Origin of the sequence: Caenimonas terrae, assembly GCF_042655405.1 — a bacterium.
Classification (GTDB): domain Bacteria; phylum Pseudomonadota; class Gammaproteobacteria; order Burkholderiales; family Burkholderiaceae_C; genus Ramlibacter; species Ramlibacter terrae_A.
This window is the reverse complement of the sequence record NZ_JBHSMF010000002.1, coordinates 273,129-291,228: the sequence shown is the minus strand read 5'-3', so window position 1 is coordinate 291,228 and position 18,100 is coordinate 273,129. Positions and strand designations below refer to the sequence as shown.

Here is an 18,100-nt window from a genome sequence, read left to right as displayed (position 1 = left end):
CTTCACGCCGCCGCCTTCACCGGCGCGAAGGTCCTGGTGTCGGCGATCTTCAGCGTCGCGCTCACCGAGCCGGTGCGCCCGTCCTCGAAGCGCACCTGCGTCTCCACGTACTGCTCGTTCTTGCCGCCGTACAGCGCGTCGACCAGCACCTGGTACTTGTCGGCGATGAAGCCGCGCCGGACCTTGTTGGTGCGGGTGAGTTCGCCGTCGTCCGCGTCCAGCTCCTTGTGCAGGATCAGGAAGCGGCTGATCTGCGAGCCGGCCAGCAGGGCGTCGCTGGCCAGGTCGGCGTTGACCTTCTCCACGCAGTCGGCGATCAGCGCATAGACCTCGGGCTTCTGCGCCAGGTCGGTATAGCCGGAATAGGGCAGGTTGCGGCGCTCGGCCCAGTTGCCGACGGCGTCGAAGTCGATGTTGATCATCACGCAGACCCGGTCGCGCTTGTCGCCGTAGGCCACCACTTCCTTGATGTAGGGGAAGAACTTCAGCTTGTTCTCGACGTACTTGGGCGCGAACATGGCGCCGTCGTTGGCGCCGCCGACGATGCGGCCGACGTCCTTGACGCGGTCGATGATCTTCAGGTGGCCGTGGGCGTCCAGGAAGCCGGCGTCGCTGGTGTGGTACCAGCCGTCGGCCGTCAGCACTTCGGCGGTGGCCTGCGGGTTCTTGTAGTACTCCTTGAGCAGCCCCGGCGAACGCACCAGGATCTCACCGTTGTCGGCGACCCTGATCTCAACGCCGCTGATCGGCACGCCCACCGTGTCCGAGCGGGCCTGGTCATCGGGCTGCAGGCAGACGAACACCGCGGTCTCGGTGGAGCCGTACAGCTGCTTGAGGTTGATGCCGATCGAGCGGTAGAACGAGAACAGGTCGGGGCCGATCGCCTCGCCCGCCGTGTAGGCGACGCGCACCCGCGAGAAGCCCAGGTTGTTGCGCAGTGGCGCGTAGACGGCGATGTTGCCGATGGCGTACTTCAGGCGGTCCCAGGCCGACACCGGCTTGTGGTCCATCAGCGCCGGTCCGACCCGCCGCGCCAGGTCCATGAAGGCCTGGAACAGCTTGCGCTTGACGGCGCTGGCGTCTTCCATCCGGATCATCACCGTGGTCAGCAGTCCTTCGAAGATCCGCGGCGGCGCGAAGTAATAGGTGGGGCCGATCTCCTTCAGGTCGATCATCACGGTGGCGGCCGACTCCGGGCAGTTGACGATGTAGCCGCAGGCCAGCCACTGCGCGTAGCTGAAGATGTTCTGGCCGATCCAGGCCGGCGGCAGGTAGGCCAGCACTTCTTCCTTGTCGGTCAGCTTGTCGAACCGCGCCCCCGCTTCGGCCCGGTCCAGCAGCGTGCGGTGGGTGTGGACCACGCCCTTGGCGTTGCCGGTGGTGCCGGAGGTGAAGAACATCGCCGCGACGTCGTCGGGGCTGGCCTTCTCCACCTCGGCGCGGAAGAATCCGGGCTGCGCGGCGGCGAACCGCCGGCCCTGTTCGAGCAGGGCGTCCACCGACGACAGGCCCGGCTCGCTGTAGTTGCGCAGGCCGCGCGGGTCGTCGTACCAGAGCGCGACCAGCTGCGGGCATTGGGAGCGCACCTCCAGCAGCTTGTCGACCTGCTCCTGGTCCTCGGCGAAGGCGAAGCGGACGTCGGCGTTGTTGATCGGGAAGACGCACTCGGCGGCCACCGCGTCCTGGTACAGCGGGATCGGGATCGCGCCCAGCGACTGTGCCGCCAGCATGGTGGCGTACAGCCGCGGCCGGTTGGTGCCGACCACCACGATGTGTTCGCCGCGCGCAAGCCCGGCCTGGTGCAGGCCGCAGGCCAGCTGCTCCACCATTTGCGCCATGGCCTGCCAGCTGAGGCTCTGCCAGATGCCGTATTCCTTTTCGCGCATCGCGGCGGCGGCCGGCCGCTGCGCAGCATGCTGCAGCAGCAGTCGCGGAAAGGTGGTCTCCATCGCTTGAATCCTCGGTTCGTCGGTGGCGCTGATGCTAGGAGCCGCTTTGACGCCACGTTGTCTTTCCAACGACAATCCTAGGGAATGTCCTGATAGGACCTGCCCCGACCTTGACCCGGATCAACAGCGCGTACTTCCACCCCGATGGCCCACGACATCCCCCTCTACCAGCGCAAGCGCGACCCGACGCCGGCGGAGCTGGCCGGCATCCCCTGGCTGCGCTCGCTCGAGCCGGGCGAGCGCGATCGCGCGGCGGCGCAGGTGACGGTCGGCGATGCCTTGCCGGGCGACTACGTGTGCCGCATCGGTCGGCCGGTGACCTACTGGTTCGGCGTGGTGGAGGGCCTGCTGAAAATGAGCAGCGACAACGCGCAGGGCCAGACCATGACCTTCACCGGCGTGCCGCCCGGGGGCTGGTTCGGGGAGGGCACCGCACTCAAGCGCGAAAGCTACCGCTACAACATCCAGGCGCTGCGCAAGAGCGTGGTGGCCGGCCTGCCGGTGGACAGCTTCCACTGGCTGCTGGACCACTCCATCGGCTTCAACCGCTTCGTGATGGACCAGCTCAACGAGCGGCTGGGGCAGTTCATCGCCGCCCGCGAGATCGACCGCATGGGCAACCCGGACGTGCGGGTGGCGCGCAGCCTGGCGGCGCTGTTCAATCCCGTCCTCTATCCCGGCGTCGGCGAGATCCTGCGCATCACGCAGCAGGAACTGGGCTACCTGGTCGGCCTCTCGCGCCAGCGCGTCAACGAATCGCTGCGGGCGCTGGAAGCGCAGGGCACCATCCGGGTCGAATACGGCGGCCTGCGCGTGCTCAATCTGGAGGCCTTGCGCTCCAGCAAGTCGCAGCCCCGGCCGCGCGCGCCGGCCGGCGCGGACGCCACCCACTCAACGACTTCCACCGCATGACCGAATCCACCAACACCTCCCGCCTGAACAAGCGCATGGCCGAACTGGGCATGTGCTCGCGCCGCGAAGCCGACGACTGGATCGCACGCGGCTGGGTCCGCGTCAACGGCCAGCTCGCGCCCATGGGGCTGCAGGTGACGCCCGATGCCCGCATCGAGGTCGATCCCAAGGCCCGCGGCCAGCAGGAGCAGCAGGTCACGATCATCATGAACAAGCCCATGGGCTATGTCAGCGGCCAGGCCGAGGACGGCCACCAGCCGGCGGTGACGCTGGTGCAGGCCGGCAGCCACTGGAACGGCGATGCGACGCGCCTGCGCTTTGCGCCGTCGCAGCTGCGCGGGCTGGCGCCGGCCGGGCGGCTGGACATCGATTCGATCGGCCTGCTGGTGCTGACGCAGGACGGCCGCATCGCCCGCCAGCTGATCGGCGAGGACTCGGGCATGGAGAAGGAATACCTGGTGCGCGTCACCTATGGCGACGTCGCCGCCGACGTGCAGAAGGCCTTTCCGCCGGCGCAGCTGGCGCGCCTGCGCCACGGGCTGAGCCTGGACGGACAGGCGCTCAAGCCGGCACAGGTGGAGTGGCAGAACCCGGAGCAGCTGCGCTTCGTGCTCAAGGAGGGCAAGAAGCGGCAGATCCGCCGGATGTGCGAGCAGGTGGGGCTGAAGGTGGTGGGGCTGAAGCGGATCCGCATCGGCCGCGTTGTGCTGGGCAACCTGCCTGTCGGACAATGGCGCTACCTCGGTCCGCAGGAGCGCTTCTAGGCGCACGTCCCCATGAAATTCCGCAGCGTCGCGCTCGCCGTCCTTTCGCTGGTCGCCCTGCAGGCGCAGGCCCAGGGTGTGGTCAACGCCCTGTGCAGCACCGACGCCTCCTGGTGCGAGGCGGCGGCCGCGGAGTTTTCGCGCGCCACCGGCATCAAGGTCAACCAGGCCCACAAGGGCACGGGCGAGATCGGGGCGCAGCTGCGCGCGGAGTCGGCCAATCCCAAGACCGACATCTGGTGGGGCGGCACCGGCGACCCTTTCCTGCAGGCGGCCGAACAGGGCCTGCTGGAGCCTTACCGGCCGCCCTACATCAACGACCTGCACGAATGGGCGGTGCGCCAGTACGCGATGTCCGGCAACATGGTCGGCGGGTTTTATACGAGCGCGATCGGCTTCGGCTACAACACCGAGGTGCTGAAGAAGAGGCACATCCCGGAGCCGAAGTGCTGGGCCGACCTGGTCAAGCCGGTTTACAAGGGCGAGATCGAGATCTCCCACCCGGCGACCAGCGGCACGGCCTACACCATCATCGCGGGCCTGGTGCAGCTGATGGGCGAGGACGCCGCCTTCGATTACCTCAAGAAGCTGCACAAGAACACCACCACGTACACCCGCAGCGGCCAGGCCCAGGCGCCCAACGTGGCCAAGGGCGAAGTCGGCGTGGGCGTGAGCTTCATCTTCGGCTTCGACAAGTGGCGCTACGACAAATTCCCGGTGAAGACGGCCGCGCCCTGCGAGGGCACCGGCTACGAGGTGGGCGGCATCGCGCTGGTCAAGGGTGCGCGCAACATGGACAACGCGAAGCGCTATTACGACTGGCTGATGAGCCCGGCTGGCCAGTCGATCGGCGGCAAGGTCGGCAGCCTGCAGTCGCCGGCCAACAAGACCTTCAAGCCGGACGCCCGCATCCCGTCGATGGCCGAGGTGAAGCTGATCAAGTACGACTTCGAGAAGTACGGCAGGGCGGCGGAGCGCAAGCGCCTGATCGAGCGCTGGACCCGCGAGGTGGAGGCGCTGCCGCGCTGAGCCGCTAACGGCCAGCTAAGACAGGCGGCGCATCATCCAGTCTGGATTGAACAGGTTCCGGGAGAAACCATGCGTGTGCTGCTGGTCGAAGACGACGAGATGATCGGCCAGAGCCTGCGCGACGCCCTGGATGCCAACGGCTGGTCGGTCGACTGGGTGAAGGACGGCCTGCTGGCGCAAAGCGCGCTGGCCGACGGCGACTACGCCTGCGTGCTGCTGGACCTCGGTTTGCCCAAGCGCGACGGCGTCGAGGTGCTGCGCAAGGCGCGCAGCGAAGGCAACCAGACGCCGGTGCTGGTGCTGACGGCGCGCGATGGCCTGGACGACCGCGTGGCCGGCCTGGACATCGGTGCCGACGACTATCTGGTCAAGCCCTACGAATTCCGCGAACTGCTGGCCCGCATGCGGGCCGTGATCCGCCGCCGCGACGGCAGCGCGCACTCCATCATCGGCAGCCCCGAGGTCCAGCTGGACTTGACCACCCGCGAAGTGCTGGTGCAGGGCGAGCGCTCGCAGCTGTCGGCCCGCGAATACGCCTTGCTGCATGCGTTGCTGGAGCGGCCGGGCGCCATTCTGTCGCGCGACCAGCTGGAGAACCGAATCTACGGCTGGGGCGAAGAGGTGAGCAGCAACGCGGTCGACGTCCTGATCCACGGCATGCGGCGCAAGCTCGGCGCCGACACCATCCGCAATGTGCGGGGCCTGGGCTGGCGGATCGCCGGCGACCCGGCGCCGCGGGAGCGGCTGTGATGGTGCACGTCTTTCCGCGCGGGTCGATGTGTTCGCTGCGGCGCGCGCTGCTGCTGTGGCTGGTGCCGCTGTTCATCCTGGTCGGCCTGGCGTCGGCCGCCTTCGCCTACTGGTCCTACGGCCGCATGGTCGACACGTTCATGGACGACCAGATGGAGCAGCTGGCCCAGTCGATCTCGTCCAACGAGGGCTACATGCCGCAGATGGTCCTGACGCTGGAGCGGGCCCATCAATGGGGCACCTACGTGACGCAGGTGTTCGGCGGCGACCGCGCGCTGCAGGTGACGACCCTGCCGGAGCTGCGCGCCGGCCTGCAGCCGGAACAGGGCTTCCACGACCTGCAGCAGGACGGCAGCGGCTGGCGCGTCTTCACCACCGCCGCCAGCCCCACCGGGCACCGGGTGCAGGTGCTCCAGAGTTCCCAGTTCCGCAGCCGGCTGGCGGTGGAGCGGGCCGGCGCCGCCATCGTGCCGATCCTGCTGCTGCTGCCGCTGGCCATGCTGGTGCTGTGGAGCGTGGTGGCGGCGGTGTCTCGGGCGGTGCAGGACATCGGCCGCCAGGCGGCGCAGCAGGACGAGCACAACCTCTCGCAGCTCACGCTGGAGCGGGTGCCGGCCGAAATCAAGCCGCTGGTGACCTCGTTCAACAGCCTGCTGGCGCGACTGCGCGACGCTTTCGCGGCGCAGCATCGCTTCGTCCAGGATGCGGCCCATGAACTGCGCACGCCGATCACCGCGGTCGCACTGCAGCTGGAAAACGTGCGCCGCGACCTGCCCGCAGGCGCCTGCAGGCAAAGCTTCGCCCAGCTGGAAAGCGGCGTGCAGCGGGCCCAGCGGCTGGTGGACCAGCTGCTGAAGATGTCGCGCCAGGAGGCTGCGACGCCGGATCCGGCGGCGACCGTGGACCTGGAGGCGCAGCTGCGCGAAAGCATCAATACGCTGATCGGGCTGGCGGACCAGCGCAACATCGACCTGGGCCTGGTGGCCGGCGCCGGCGCGCCGCCTGCGGCGCTGCGCTGCGCCTGCGGCGACCTGCGCAGCGTGCTGGACAACCTGATCGAGAACGCACTGCGCTACACCCCCGAGGGCGGCGTCGTCGACGTGCGCGTGCTCAACGAGGGCGGCAAGCCCGCGGTCGAAGTGGTGGACAACGGCCCGGGCATTCCCGAGGACATGCTGCCCCGCGTGTTCGACCGCTTCTTCCGGGTGCCGGGCAACGGCGCCCGCGGCAGCGGCCTGGGCCTGGCAATCGCGCAGAGCGCGGCGCAACGCTGCGGCCTGCGCATCGCGCTGCGCAATCGCGAGGACGGCAGCGGGCTGGTGGCGCGGGTCGAGCCGGCTTAACGCGGCGCTCTTGTCCGCGCCCGCCCTGGCGACGCCAGGTCAATCCCGTATGTTCATGTGAATTATTTGCCTACACGGTAGGGCACTTTTCCTTACCTCTGGCTGCTTCTCGGCGCGCACGATGGACGCAACCGAGAAGTAGCAGCCCGATGAGGAAAAGTATCAGACCTCGCCGTGGTCCCCAGTCATTCGCAGCGCGACGAGTGCTTTGCTTGTTGCTCGCATCCTTGATTTGTTCGGCCACCAGCGCTGGCGCAACCGAGGCGACCACGACTCTTTCATTGAGTGCCACCGTCCTCAAACGCGCGACGCTCACCGTGCTCAAGCAGCCGGCCTCCATCCTGGTGACGGAAGCGGACGTGGCGCGTGGCTACCTGGCGGTGCCGTCCGCGGTTCAGGTCGCGGTGCAGACCAACAGCCCGGCCGGGTACGTGCTTCTCGTTGCGGCCCAGGACGATTTCGTGCGCGAGATCGTGATGTCGGGCCTGGACTCGGACATTCAGTTGGGCGCTGCTGGAGGACTCGTGTTCCAGCGGGGCGGGGTCCGTGGCGTGACGCGAAAGAACCTCGACCTGAGATTCCGCCTTGTCCTGGCCAAGGGCGCCCAGCGCGGAGAGCACCCGTGGCCGGTGCAACTCTCGGTGACGCCACTTTGATTCGGGGCCGCAGGCAAGGGGCTCAAGGCGATGCTTTGCAGATGACGTCGCCGACATCGATGAACGGCTCGTTCGAAACCGGAATGACCAGTTCGAAGCTGCAGGTCGTCTGGTCCACGGCCGCTGTGGCTGGGTATCTTCCGGGCAAGAGGTTTTCCACGTAGAATTCGCCGCCGCGGCCGACCGGCAGCAGGACCATCCTGCCATTGCCGGCGAGCGAGACTTCACCTTGGTCCGGCCTCGTGATCGATCCGTCATGGTCGACCTTCAGCTTGCCGAGAACCCCTTGCATCTTCGTCACCGGGAAATCCAGAAGCACGCCGCCGCGCGCAGGCGGGGCCACCCGCTTGCTCGTCGCGGCAAATGCGTAGTCGATCGGCATGTTCTGCGGGAGCAGTGCGACCTGGTTGTCGTGATACGAAGACAGCGACGTGATGAGCAGCTGTCCGCGACCATCGGTCACGCCCACCGGCTGGCCGTTCACGGTGACAGGGACTCCGCCCAGGCTGCCGGTCCGGACCAGGCCGAAGCTGTCCGTGATCGGTCGGCCGATCGCCAGGTTCCGGCCGATGACGGCGAGCCCGCCGGCAACGGTGTAACGGTAGGAGCCTTCTTCTGATGGCGTGGTGCCCACGCCGTGCTGGCGGCCCAGATCCGCGCGGAATATCGCAGCAGGAGCGTTGTATTGGGTCGAGAGCCTGAGCTTTAAGCTGTCGCCTGCCGGGCCGCGCGTGTGACTGGCGGAAAGGTCGTAGCCCAAACCCTCGCCCAGTGGTTGGGCGCGGTCCAACTGGACGGATTCGGTCTGGCTTTGAGAATTGCGCTGGTAGGTACTCGCCAGCCGGCGCTCGCTGTCAATGTTGAAGTTCAGGTTGACGAACAGCTCGTTGCGGGTTCCCTGCGAATCTTTGACATGGCCCAGGCTCGCAGCGAGGGTGGCGCGTCCCGCGAGCAGCGGGACCGTGTAGCTCAAGGATGTGTCGCTGCGGCTGTCGAATACGGCGACGGAATAGGCTTGCGCAGCCGAGGCGGCGCTGGGCACCTGGTTTGAGTGCCCGAAGGAAACCGATCGGCTGATTGAAATCGAACCGAACGTGTCGAAGCTATAGCCAACTGACAAGCTGCCGTCGAATTTCCGGCCACTGATAACTGCCGGGTCGCTCAACGCGATATAGCGGCGGGAGTCACGCCGCAAGGAGGCGGATACGCTCCAGTTGCGAGACTGGTAGTCATAGCCCACCAGGGCGGAATAACCGCGGGTGCCATCGATCGAGCTCGCGGCGACGGCGACATTCAGGACGCCGGCCCTGCCCAGAACGAAGGTCGCGGTAGGACCCGCGTTGTAGAGCCCACGCCTGCCTTCACCCCGGACACCGAGCGTGACGGCGTTGGTCAGTCCATAGCGGTGGTACATCACCAGCGCGGGAGGCCCGTAGTTGTTGCTGACTGCGCCGTACCCGCGTCGCATTGCACCAAATGCGTAGCTGTAATCGTGCAATCCTGGCCGCAGGGGTTCGCTGCTGAAGTACAGCGGGAATTCGAGCTGCTGAACGCGCCCGAACGCGTCACGCAGCAGCACCTGAACCGATCGGGCGCCGCCATAACCGGCCACGTCGCGCAATTCGAAGGGGCCGGGTTGGACTCTTTCAGACCGGATCTTCTGGCCGTCGACGTACACCTCCAGATCGCTCGGCAGGGTGGCTACTCCGTTGATGTTGTGGACGGGGTTGGGGTTCAGATACGGGTCGAGATCGTAGAGCTTGCTGATGCCCACACCGCCAATGATCGCGCCGTTGCCAAGGTCGCGCGACGTGGCAAAGAAATCGCCGGCGACGAAGTGGCGCAGCGTGTTGCGGTCGTCCCTGCTGACGTTGCTCATGAGGCGAACGAACTTCTTCTGGCCGTCGGGCGTACGAATGGTGTTCCCGTTGCCCAAGGCAAGGAAATCGCCCATCCGCAGGCCGAGCTCGCCGGCGAAGTCCGCATCGGCTCTGGCCTCGGGGCCGGCCGCCCCGTAGCTGAGCGAATAATTGAAGAATCCACTCGGCTGCGAGAGATCGGCGGGAGGCGCGCGGCGGCGGGCGGCCAGGTCGACCGTGTTCGAAGGCAACAAGGCCGGATCGGCCATGATCCGCAGCGTGAGCGTCTTTTGATCGAAGTCGAATGTCACGCCACCGATCGACCGCAGGCTGACGTGGGGCTCGCCCTCCAGCATCATGATGGGACCCGCCGGTGCGGCGAAGCCCGCCGCCACCAGGTCGGATACCTTGACGAGGAAGTCGCCGTCGGCCGTGCGGCTCAGGAAAAACTCGCCCTTCGGCTCGGTGTTGACCGTGACCGCGAGAACGATCGGCTCCACGGCGGGTCCTGCCCCTGCCGTCTGGGCGGCCGCCTGGGCAACCGCCGCCTGGGGGGCCAGCAGCACGCAGAGTAGGGCGGAGAGCGCAATGTCGCTCCATCGCGGCGCTCTCACGAACACATGGCCCTGCCGACCTCCAGCTTGCCGTTTCGAGTGAGCTTGTCCGTCTTGAATTCGATCTCCAGGCGCGCCAGCTTCACGCACTGTTCGTGCGGCACGCTCGTGCTGTAACGCTTCGTGGAACCGGCGAGCAGGTAGCGGTCTGCCAGGGTGATCGCATAGATCTCCTTGCCCTGGCCATCGAAGCCGGTCAACCGAATGCCTTCCACCACCTGATGCTGGTTGCCCAGGTTGTGTGCCGACAGCGAAAGCTCGCCGCGCGCCAGGCTGACCGCTTCGATTTCGAGCCGGTCCTCGGTCCTGAGGGGCTTGACGAAGATGGGCGCGCCGAAGCGGATCAGGACATTCATCTGGGCGCCCTTGCGATCTGCCGGCTTCGCGGCTCCAGGCAGTTCCTCGATGAAAAGGCGGTAGGTCTTTTCCCGCGCGGGTGATGGATACCTGGCGCCGACGCGGATCACGCCTTCATCGCCGGCTTCGACGGACATCAGCCTCGGGAAAAAAACGAGATCCTGCGTTTGCGTGTACGTATCCCGGCCTTCGGCGTCCTGCGTCCACTCCATGGCCTGCATCTGGAAGGAAAGCTTCTCCTTGCCCTCGTTGCGTACGGTAATCACTCCGCTGCGTGAGGTGGGACTCATCTCGAGCCGGATCGGGTCGACCAGAAAGTCGCCGGCCCGGCCTGCGGTAGATGCCGCAAGCATCATGCACACCAGCACGTGTCTGGCGAGGAACGCAGCAACAGTGTTCATGGTCGGCGTCATGGCGGTGTCGGCGCGCGCCTCGCGACGTCACGGCGACACGGTGAGGACCACCGTGTCGGAATACGCGCCGGCCGCCGCGTTCTGATAGTTGGAGCCGAGGATCGTGGCCGTCAGGGTCGGGATCACGGCCCAGCGGTTGTTCCCCGGCTTGCGGCGGGTCCACGGCCCGGTACCCGTCCAGGCACTTGCGTTGCTGCTCACGGTGTAGGGAATGAAGTTCGCACCGCTTCTGAGCCGTCGGGTGCCGCCGGAAAAATTCAATCCATTGCCCGCGGACAAGGTCATGTTTTGGGTCAGAGGCGTGCAGTTTCCGACGTTGTCGGAGTTGATCGTGCCAACCGTGAGGCTCGCGATCACCGTCGTTCCGACGCTGGGGTCAAGAACACCGAAGCTCAAGGAGAGGGTCCCGACCGCGCGGAAGAAGCAGTTGGGTGCAGCGAGCGCCGATCCAGGGGCAAGCAGGGAGCAAAGCGCGACGCCCACGGCTGCCGATCGCAGCAATCGCGCTGGGCCATCAGAAGGGGGGCGTGGATTCACTTGGGCGAAAAAAAGGCCGCGCGCACGAGGAAAGGTGCAGATGCGGCTTTCGATTCAAAGGCCGGCTCGCCGGCCACCACTCAGGAGTTCAAGGCGCCACAGTCAGGACAACGGTGTCGTTGTACGTGCCTGCGCTGACGTTTTGGTAGGAGGCGGCGACGATCTGGCCGGTAATCGGAAAGGTCTTGTCCTGACCTGACCCGAAACCGGTGCCTGCAACGGCGGCGCCGACCGTCAGGGTGTAAGGGATGAAATCACCCGACGTCGCGTCCTTCATGCGGTTGCCGCCGGAATTCCACAGGCCGCTGTCGGCGCTCAGTGTTCCTGGCGTAACACCTTTGGTGCACTTGTAGGTCACAGGGACAGTCAGGGCGCCAGAAATGGGACCAGCCGCTGACGGATCGACCGCCGCGCCGAACGACATCGTCGTTGCCACGCTGCTGAAGCGGCACTGGCTGGTGATCGTGGCAGTTACGCTGAGGTTTTGCGTGTCGGCAAAGGCCACGGCATACATGCCGGCAAGGGCCGCGAACACCAGGGCTCGGGAAAGTGCGAAACGGATGGGCTGCATGTTCGAAACCTTTGGAGAAGGTGAGCGTCGACGTGGACCGGCGTCGGGCTCAAGGGGTTAAGTGAATTCCCTAGGCGGCCCTAAGTATATTCAGCCTGTAACGAGTTGCAATGATATTCCCTACGAAAAGGCAATGATTTACCTGTAATAAAGCTCGCTTCCCGGGCATTTGTCACGGTCAGTTACGTACGCGTTGGCTGTGACAGTCGGGTGGCTGCCGCTCCACTTCCGGCTGCGTCGCGCCCGTACACTCGCGGGCCGGTCGATAGGCCTCACTCAAGACAGATTCTTGAAAAGCGGCCAGTCGCCCTGACGTTCCGTGCGTTCTTCCATACCGTCCCATGACCCAAAAACAAACCCTTTCCTTCCAGGCCGAGGTCGCCCAGCTGCTGCACCTCGTGACCCACTCGCTCTATTCGAACAAGGAGATCTTTCTGCGCGAGCTGATCTCCAATGCCTCGGACGCCTGCGACAAGCTGCGCTTCGAAGGACTGAACGACAACGCGCTGTACGAGGACGCCCCCAACCTCGAGGTGCGGGTCAGCTTCGACAAGGCCGCCCGCACCCTGACCATCACGGACAACGGCATCGGCATGTCCGAACAGGAGGCAATCGACCACCTGGGCACGATCGCCAAGAGCGGCACCCGCGAATTCATGGGCCGGCTGTCGGGCGACCAGAAGGCCGATGCGCAGTTGATCGGGCAGTTCGGCGTGGGCTTCTACTCCGGGTTCATCGTTGCCGACAAGATCACGGTGGAGTCGCGCCGCGCCGGCCTGCCGGTCGACCAGGGCGTGCGCTGGACCAGCGGCGGCGCCGGCGATTTCGAGGTCGAGCCCATCACCCGGCCCGAGCGCGGCACGTCGGTCACGCTGCACCTGCGCGACGATGCCCAGGAGTGGCTGAACACCTGGAAGCTCAAGAGCGTCATCGCCAAGTATTCCGACCACATCTCGCTGCCGATCCTGATGCGCAAGGAAGAGTGGAAGGAGGGCGAGGACAGCAAGGGCGGCGAGATGGTCCTCACCGACGAGTGGGAGACGGTCAACCAGGCGAGCGCGCTCTGGAGCCGCCCGAAGAAGGACATCACGCCCGAGCAGTACCAGGAGTTCTACAAGCAGATCAGCCATGACACCGAACCGCCGCTGACCTGGTCGCACAACCGGGTGGAGGGCGCGACCGAGTACACGCAGCTGCTGTACATCCCGTCGCATGCGCCGTTCGACCTGTGGAACCGCGACAAGGCGGCCGGCGTCAAGCTGTACGTCAAGCGCGTGTTCATCATGGACGACGCGGAAGCGCTGCTGCCGGTGTATTTGCGATTCGTCCGCGGCGTGATCGATTCGGCCGACCTGCCGCTGAACGTCAGCCGCGAACTGCTGCAGGAAAGCCGCGACGTGCGGGCCATCCGCGAAGGCTCCACCAAGCGCGTGCTCTCGATGCTGGAAGACCTGGCCAAGCTGGAGAAGGAGGACGCCGCGACCGCCGAGGACAAGGCCAAGTACGCGCAGTTCTATTCGGAGTTCGGCGCCGTTCTGAAAGAGGGCCTGGGCGAGGACTTCGGCAATCGCGAGCGGCTGGCGAAGCTGCTGCGCTTTGCCTCGACCACCTCGGACGCGACCAGCGTTTCGCTGGCGGACTACAAGGCGAGGATGAAGGAAGGGCAGGAGGCGATCTACTACATCACCGCCGACAGCCTGCCGGCGGCTAGGAACAGTCCGCAGCTGGAGCTGTTCCGCAAGAAGGGCATCGAGGTGCTGCTGATGACGGACCGCGTCGACGAGTGGGCGCTGAACCACCTGCAGGATTTCGACGGCACGCCGATGCAATCGGTCGCGCGCGGGGCGGTGGATCTCGGCAAGCTGCAGGACGACACGGAGAAGAAGGCCGCCGAGGAAGCGGCGGAGGCGTTCAAGCCGGTGCTGGAGCGCCTGAAGGCCGCGCTGAAGGACAAGGCCGAGGACGTTCGCGTCACCACGCGCCTGGTCGATTCGCCGGCCTGCCTGGTGGTGCAGGACGCCGGCATGAGCATGCAGCTGGCGCGGATGCTCAAGCAGGCCGGCCAGAAGGTGCCCGAGGTCAAGCCGGTGCTGGAAGTGAACGCCGGCCATCCGCTGGTGCGCAAGCTCGAGACGTCGGAGCACTTCGACGACCTGGCCAACATCCTGTTCGACCAGGCCCTGCTCGCCGAGGGCGGCATGCCCGAGGACCCGGCCGGCTACGTGCGGCGGGTCAACGCGCTGCTGGCCTGATCAGCGCTCGCGCTGCAGGGGGAAGTCGGTGGTGGTGGTGCTGCGCACGACCACCGATACCGCCACCGGGTCGCGCTGCACCGGCCCCCACGGCAGCGGCACGTTGTCGGTCTGGATCTGCAGCACGTGGGCGCCCGCCGCCACCCATGGGAATTCGTACCGGCCCTGCGCGTCGGTTCGCGCGACGAAGCGGCGGTCCAGGACGACCGTGATGTTCGGCGTTCCCGCCTCGGACGCGTCACGCCGGCCATTGCTGTCGGCGTCGAAGAAAACGGTGCCGTTGACACTGCCGGCCCCCACGCCCGGCGCACCGCCCAGCGGCGCGCTGACGGTGCCAGCCCGATCTTCGTAGCGAAGAATGAGCTGCAGGCTGCGGCTGGCCGGCGTCGGGATGACCGGCTCCAGCGTTGCAGCCGTCAACGCCGAGACGATCTGCGCGGATTGCGGATCCTGCCCGCGGGCCTCGGTGTAACGGCCGATCAGCGACCAGTTCAGGTTGTAGCGCCACGAAATGCCGATGTTGGCATTGAGCGCGTCACTGGTCGCGCCATGCGCGCCGCGCACGCTGGCATCGACCGACAGTTGGCTGGAGGGTGCGTAGGCGGCCAGCAGCCCCCAGGACCGCACGCTGGCGGTCACCCCGCTGTCGCTGCGGCTTTGTTCCAGCCCGAGCGAGGTGGAGAGGGCGAACGGCAAGGGCACGGCCCACGCCTGGTCGACGCCCGCGAACAAGGTGCGGATCGCACCGGCATGCTGGACGTTGCCGCGCCACTGCGTCTGGCCCCAGTCCGAAGTGTGGTCCCAGCTCAGTTGAACCGACTGGCCCGAGCCGTTGCCATTGCGCAGCGACAGCGTGGCGCCGAACATGTTGCGCTTGTCCAGGCTGTAGCGGCCGTAGACATTTCCAAACACGCTGCGGCCGGACAGGCCGCTCACGCTGGCGCTCGCCTCCAGGGTCCAGCCAAGGTTCCAGCGGCGGGCGGAGGTGTCGGCGCGCCAGTACGCGCCCTTCAGGTCGCTGGCCATTGTCGAACTGCCCCAGCGCAGGTTGGGTTGCAGGTAATAGATCCCGCCCGAGTTCTGTAGCCAGTCGGTGCGCCAGGCCGCATCGAGCCAGCCACCGGCGGCGCGGTCGCCGCCGTTGCTGCTGCTTTCCATCCAGTTGCCCTGGACGCGCAGGCCCCCGCTGCGCAGCGGGATCGGGTCGGTGCGGCCCGGCGTGAACGTGGTTGCCCACGGCGCCGCGCCTTCCCAGGCCAGTGCTGTCCACAGCGAGCGGGCGCTCAATCCGGACGCCGATCCCGCCTCCGAGACGTTGTGCGCATCGACGACCTCCACGGCAGCCTCGGTGCGGGACAGGCCGTTGCGTTGCCCTGCCAGCTGCATCTGGCCCCCGGCGGAACTCACCCGGCCAGCCGCCGGGCTGAAGCCGTTGACGTCGATCCCGGTAAACAGGCCGGGATTGCCGCTGGCGGCGTTCAGATCGATGTCCTCGCCCCGATACCAGTGGCCGGCCAGGCCGGAGATCGGGATGAAGGGCAGGAACACCCGGCCCAGGGAGCGCGCCAGCGGGGGCGACGCGGTGCTGATGTCGCCGGCACTGTGGTCGCCATACCAGCCGGCATCCAGGGGCATGGCGCGCTGGTCGACTCGCCAGCTTCCCCGGCCGGAAGACGAACTGCTGCCGCGATCGGGCCCCGAGGCGTCGATCTGCTGCGAATTCAGGCTGCCTGAGACCGACAGGGCGCCGTAATTGGGCGTGTCCAGGTAGCCGGAAAACTGGATGGCGCGCGACAGCGACGAGGAGGGCCCCTTCTGCGACGACAGCGAGTAATCGAGCCGCAGGCTGCGCGCCCAGCCTTCAGAGTTGATCGTCTCCGGTTCGCCTTCTGGAGCCTGGTTTGCCTGCGGACCGGTTTCCAGCACGCGATCGACGTAGGCGGGCGGGGTTGTGCCAGCCTCCTGGGCGTTAACGGCGGCGGGCGCCAGTGCGGCGAAGGAAAGTGCGGCCGCCAGCGCCAGCGCCAGCGCCGGCAGCGGACCTGTTGAACGACTGCGTGGCTGTCGACTGGGTTGAGCGGTGGCGGCGCCGGGCTTCACTGGACGAAGCGCTGCTCAAAATCCTGCGACTGTTTCTTGCCCCATTCCAGCTTGCCCTTGACCGTGACCGGAAAGGTCAAGGTGACCGGCGCGTCGACGTCGCCCTGGCGCGTCGCGTTCAACGGGATCACGCGGGTTTCCCCCGGCAGGATCGGGTAGCCGCGGGCCACGAAGTCCAGCGGGGTGTTGTTGGCGTCCGTGCCGGTGAGGAAACCATCCAGGCGGCCATGCGCCAGTCCTGTGTTGCGCACGCGAAGCACGGGCGCCTGGCGGCCGTCCACCGCTTGCACCGCCGTGCCCACGATGCTCAATTCCGGCTGGACCCCGCCGATGCCGACGTAGACGATCACCGCCAGCCGGGCGTTGAAAGGCACGACCAGGCCGCCCGCGTTGGTGCTCTCCTGCTGCCCTTCGACCAGGATGGCGAAGCGGCATTCCATGGGCGGCGTCCCGGGCGGCGGCGCCACCTCGAAACGGTACCGATAAGGCTTGCCGGCGGTCACGGTCAGTTGGCGGCGTTCGATGGTCACCCAGGGGCGGCAGCTGCCGGGCGTCAGTTCTTCCTTGAAATTGACGCCGCCGTCCGGCTCGTAGGTCCAGTCGGCAGTCTTGAGCGACAGCGCCGCGGCCTGCGCCGAGCCGTTGGTGATCTCCATCGTCTGGCGCAGCACATCGCCGGCCTTGGCTTCGAGTTCGAAGCGCGGCGGCGAGATCGCCACCGCGAATTCGGCGCTGGCGGTGAACGCCGGAAAGGCCAGAGCCAATGCCAGCAAGCGTGACCGTGATGTCATGGCAAATCAACTTCGAAAAAGAACTGCAGGGTCTGGATATCGGCCATGTTGCGCCCGTCGGTGCTCAGCGTCATGTCGATGGTCTCCTCGATCCGCGCGCTGCTGGCAACCCCGTTGAAGATGAGGGTGCGACCGCCCGAGCGGACCGTGCCGGGCAGCAGGCGACCCTGGGTGCGCCAGCTGGCCGACACCGGGTCGCCCGTGACCGGGGCCAGGCCCATGAACAGGCGAACCTGCTGGTTCAGGAACGGCGCCATGTTCAGGCGCAGCGCCACCCGGACCGCGCCGTCCACGTTGTTGTCCTGCGCCCGGCTGGGAGCCGGTTTTCTCCAGCGCATCGGGACCACCGGCTGGTTGACGATGGTGCCGGAGTCGTCCACCCGGACCGTGCTGGCAGCGCGGGCGGCGGGGGCTGCGGGCAGCAGCAGTGCAGCCGTCGCGAGGGCCGCCAGGACCCGGCGGCGCGCTCCGATCCGCGGCGAGCCGGTCATGGCGCTGTCAGGGAGTACACCACTTGCTGGGTGTAGGTTCCCGCCGGAAGGACCGCTGCGTTCGCGTAGGTGAAGGTCAGGCAGCTCTCGAACCAGTAGTTTCGTGCGATGGTCAGCAGCGTTTGCGTGGTTCCCGCCGCGAACGTGCCGCTCGGAATCGTGGGTGTTGCATCACTCGCTCCGGCCGACACCCAGGAAATGGTATTGAATGACAGCGTGTTGGCTCCGCTGACCAGGTTGGCGGGCGACGTGACCGCCAGGGTCGCGCTCCCGGTGCCGCTGGAAGCGCGATAAAAGCCGCCGACGTAGACCGGAGCCGGGTAAGGACAGAACGCGTAGTTGTCCCAGGGACTGTTGACCACGATCACGTCGGGGGTCATACCACGAGGGCCGGTGCCCACGCTGGCAGCCGGTACGTTCACCGACACGGTGTTGACAGTCGCGTTGTTGCCTGGGGTGCCGCCGCTCTGGAAGGTGCCGCCGGTCATGGTGCCGGTGCCCACCTGCAGGAAGATCGACTTGGTGCCCGAAGTGATGGAAACCAGATAGGCGTGGCTGGAGACCGGGACGAGCAGCAGGAGGGGGGCTGCGAGGCAGGCGATGCGCTGGATCACGCGGCTGCCCGAGCGGGGGGACGGCTGAGGCGGCACAAGACACATGATGAGCTCGTATTGTCCACGCTGCGGAGGGGTTCGGAAACTGAAACAAGCGC

At 66.8% G+C, this 18,100-nt stretch carries 16 protein-coding genes; 7 read left to right on the top strand and 9 right to left on the bottom strand.

What is annotated here, in order from left to right; translation table 11 throughout:
- Positions 1–2: 2 nt before the first annotated feature.
- Positions 3–1,949 carry an AMP-binding protein gene (locus tag ACFPOE_RS01440; RefSeq protein WP_376848215.1) on the bottom strand — a complete coding sequence of 649 codons (1,947 nt, stop codon included), beginning with the start codon at positions 1,947–1,949 and terminating at the stop codon, positions 3–5.
- 144 nt (positions 1,950–2,093) lie between these two features.
- On the opposite strand from ACFPOE_RS01440, the gene ACFPOE_RS01435 reads away from it, so the two are divergent.
- The 6 genes from ACFPOE_RS01435 to ACFPOE_RS01410 all read left to right on the top strand — a co-directional run bounded on the left by ACFPOE_RS01435 (position 2,094) and on the right by ACFPOE_RS01410 (position 7,403).
- A complete protein-coding gene (locus ACFPOE_RS01435) occupies positions 2,094–2,861 on the top strand; it encodes a Crp/Fnr family transcriptional regulator (protein ID WP_376848214.1) in 768 nt (255 codons plus the stop codon).
- Positions 2,858–3,625 (top strand): pseudouridine synthase, encoded by a 768-nt coding sequence (locus ACFPOE_RS01430; protein ID WP_376848213.1) that lies wholly within the window; start codon positions 2,858–2,860, stop codon positions 3,623–3,625. The genes ACFPOE_RS01435 and ACFPOE_RS01430 overlap by 4 nt, the downstream gene beginning before the upstream one ends.
- A gap of 12 nt (positions 3,626–3,637) precedes the next feature.
- Entirely contained in the window at positions 3,638–4,654 is a 1,017-nt protein-coding gene (locus ACFPOE_RS01425) for an ABC transporter substrate-binding protein (protein ID WP_376848212.1), read from the top strand.
- Positions 4,655–4,723: 69 nt separating this feature from the next.
- Positions 4,724–5,404 carry a response regulator gene (locus ACFPOE_RS01420; protein WP_376848211.1) on the top strand — a complete coding sequence of 227 codons (681 nt, stop codon included), beginning with the start codon at positions 4,724–4,726 and terminating at the stop codon, positions 5,402–5,404.
- On the top strand, positions 5,404–6,747 hold the full coding sequence (locus tag ACFPOE_RS01415) for a sensor histidine kinase (protein WP_376848210.1): 1,344 nt from the start codon (positions 5,404–5,406) through the stop codon (positions 6,745–6,747). Before ACFPOE_RS01420 ends, ACFPOE_RS01415 begins: the two co-directional genes overlap by 1 nt.
- A gap of 281 nt (positions 6,748–7,028) precedes the next feature.
- A complete protein-coding gene (locus ACFPOE_RS01410; protein WP_376848209.1) occupies positions 7,029–7,403 on the top strand; it encodes a hypothetical protein in 375 nt (124 codons plus the stop codon).
- Between the two features lie 22 nt (positions 7,404–7,425).
- Here the strand turns inward: ACFPOE_RS01410 and ACFPOE_RS01405 are convergent, their stop codons facing one another.
- The 4 genes from ACFPOE_RS01405 to ACFPOE_RS01390 form a co-directional block, all read right to left on the bottom strand.
- Positions 7,426–9,762: a fimbria/pilus outer membrane usher protein gene (locus ACFPOE_RS01405; RefSeq protein ID WP_376848208.1), complete on the bottom strand. Its 2,337-nt coding sequence runs from the start codon at positions 9,760–9,762 to the stop codon at positions 7,426–7,428.
- 110 nt (positions 9,763–9,872) lie between these two features.
- Complete coding sequence (locus tag ACFPOE_RS01400) at positions 9,873–10,646, bottom strand: fimbrial biogenesis chaperone (RefSeq protein ID WP_376848207.1); 774 nt, start codon at positions 10,644–10,646, stop codon at positions 9,873–9,875.
- A gap of 27 nt (positions 10,647–10,673) precedes the next feature.
- The gene (locus ACFPOE_RS01395; protein WP_376848206.1) at positions 10,674–11,129 is read right to left on the bottom strand and encodes a spore coat protein U domain-containing protein; all 456 of its coding nucleotides are present in this window, start codon (positions 11,127–11,129) and stop codon (positions 10,674–10,676) included.
- Positions 11,130–11,271: 142 nt separating this feature from the next.
- Complete coding sequence (locus ACFPOE_RS01390; protein WP_376848205.1) at positions 11,272–11,754, bottom strand: Csu type fimbrial protein; 483 nt, start codon at positions 11,752–11,754, stop codon at positions 11,272–11,274.
- A 341-nt stretch (positions 11,755–12,095) separates the two neighbouring features.
- On the opposite strand from ACFPOE_RS01390, the gene htpG reads away from it, so the two are divergent.
- Positions 12,096–14,006 (top strand): molecular chaperone HtpG, encoded by a 1,911-nt coding sequence (gene htpG, locus ACFPOE_RS01385; protein WP_376848204.1) that lies wholly within the window; start codon positions 12,096–12,098, stop codon positions 14,004–14,006.
- Here htpG and ACFPOE_RS01380 read toward each other — a convergent pair whose 3' ends face one another.
- The 4 genes from ACFPOE_RS01380 to ACFPOE_RS01365 are packed head-to-tail and all read right to left on the bottom strand — an operon-like array spanning position 14,007 to position 18,002.
- Positions 14,007–16,106, bottom strand: coding sequence for a hypothetical protein (locus ACFPOE_RS01380; RefSeq protein ID WP_376848203.1), 2,100 nt, complete (start codon positions 16,104–16,106; stop codon positions 14,007–14,009).
- Entirely contained in the window at positions 16,103–16,897 is a 795-nt protein-coding gene (locus tag ACFPOE_RS01375) for a fimbrial biogenesis chaperone (RefSeq protein ID WP_376848202.1), read from the bottom strand. The genes ACFPOE_RS01380 and ACFPOE_RS01375 overlap by 4 nt, the downstream gene beginning before the upstream one ends.
- The gene (locus ACFPOE_RS01370) at positions 16,894–17,388 is read right to left on the bottom strand and encodes a hypothetical protein (protein WP_376848201.1); all 495 of its coding nucleotides are present in this window, start codon (positions 17,386–17,388) and stop codon (positions 16,894–16,896) included. Before ACFPOE_RS01370 ends, ACFPOE_RS01375 begins: the two co-directional genes overlap by 4 nt.
- Positions 17,385–18,002 carry a hypothetical protein gene (locus ACFPOE_RS01365; protein WP_376848200.1) on the bottom strand — a complete coding sequence of 206 codons (618 nt, stop codon included), beginning with the start codon at positions 18,000–18,002 and terminating at the stop codon, positions 17,385–17,387. Before ACFPOE_RS01365 ends, ACFPOE_RS01370 begins: the two co-directional genes overlap by 4 nt.
- Positions 18,003–18,100: the final 98 nt, after the last annotated feature.

Bases quoted from the DNA above. Each gene is read 5' to 3' on its own strand.
- ACFPOE_RS01440 (WP_376848215.1), bottom strand. From the start codon at position 1,949: ATGGAGACCACCTTTCCGCGACTGCTGCTGCAGCATGCTGCGCAGCGG.
- ACFPOE_RS01435 (WP_376848214.1), top strand. From the start codon at position 2,094: ATGGCCCACGACATCCCCCTCTACCAGCGCAAGCGCGACCCGACGCCG.
- ACFPOE_RS01430 (WP_376848213.1), top strand. From the start codon at position 2,858: ATGACCGAATCCACCAACACCTCCCGCCTGAACAAGCGCATGGCCGAA.
- ACFPOE_RS01425 (WP_376848212.1), top strand. From the start codon at position 3,638: ATGAAATTCCGCAGCGTCGCGCTCGCCGTCCTTTCGCTGGTCGCCCTG.
- ACFPOE_RS01420 (WP_376848211.1), top strand. From the start codon at position 4,724: ATGCGTGTGCTGCTGGTCGAAGACGACGAGATGATCGGCCAGAGCCTG.
- ACFPOE_RS01415 (WP_376848210.1), top strand. From the start codon at position 5,404: ATGGTGCACGTCTTTCCGCGCGGGTCGATGTGTTCGCTGCGGCGCGCG.
- ACFPOE_RS01400 (WP_376848207.1), bottom strand. From the start codon at position 10,646: ATGACGCCGACCATGAACACTGTTGCTGCGTTCCTCGCCAGACACGTG.
- ACFPOE_RS01390 (WP_376848205.1), bottom strand. From the start codon at position 11,754: ATGCAGCCCATCCGTTTCGCACTTTCCCGAGCCCTGGTGTTCGCGGCC.
- htpG (WP_376848204.1), top strand. From the start codon at position 12,096: ATGACCCAAAAACAAACCCTTTCCTTCCAGGCCGAGGTCGCCCAGCTG.
- ACFPOE_RS01375 (WP_376848202.1), bottom strand. From the start codon at position 16,897: ATGACATCACGGTCACGCTTGCTGGCATTGGCTCTGGCCTTTCCGGCG.
- ACFPOE_RS01370 (WP_376848201.1), bottom strand. From the start codon at position 17,388: ATGACCGGCTCGCCGCGGATCGGAGCGCGCCGCCGGGTCCTGGCGGCC.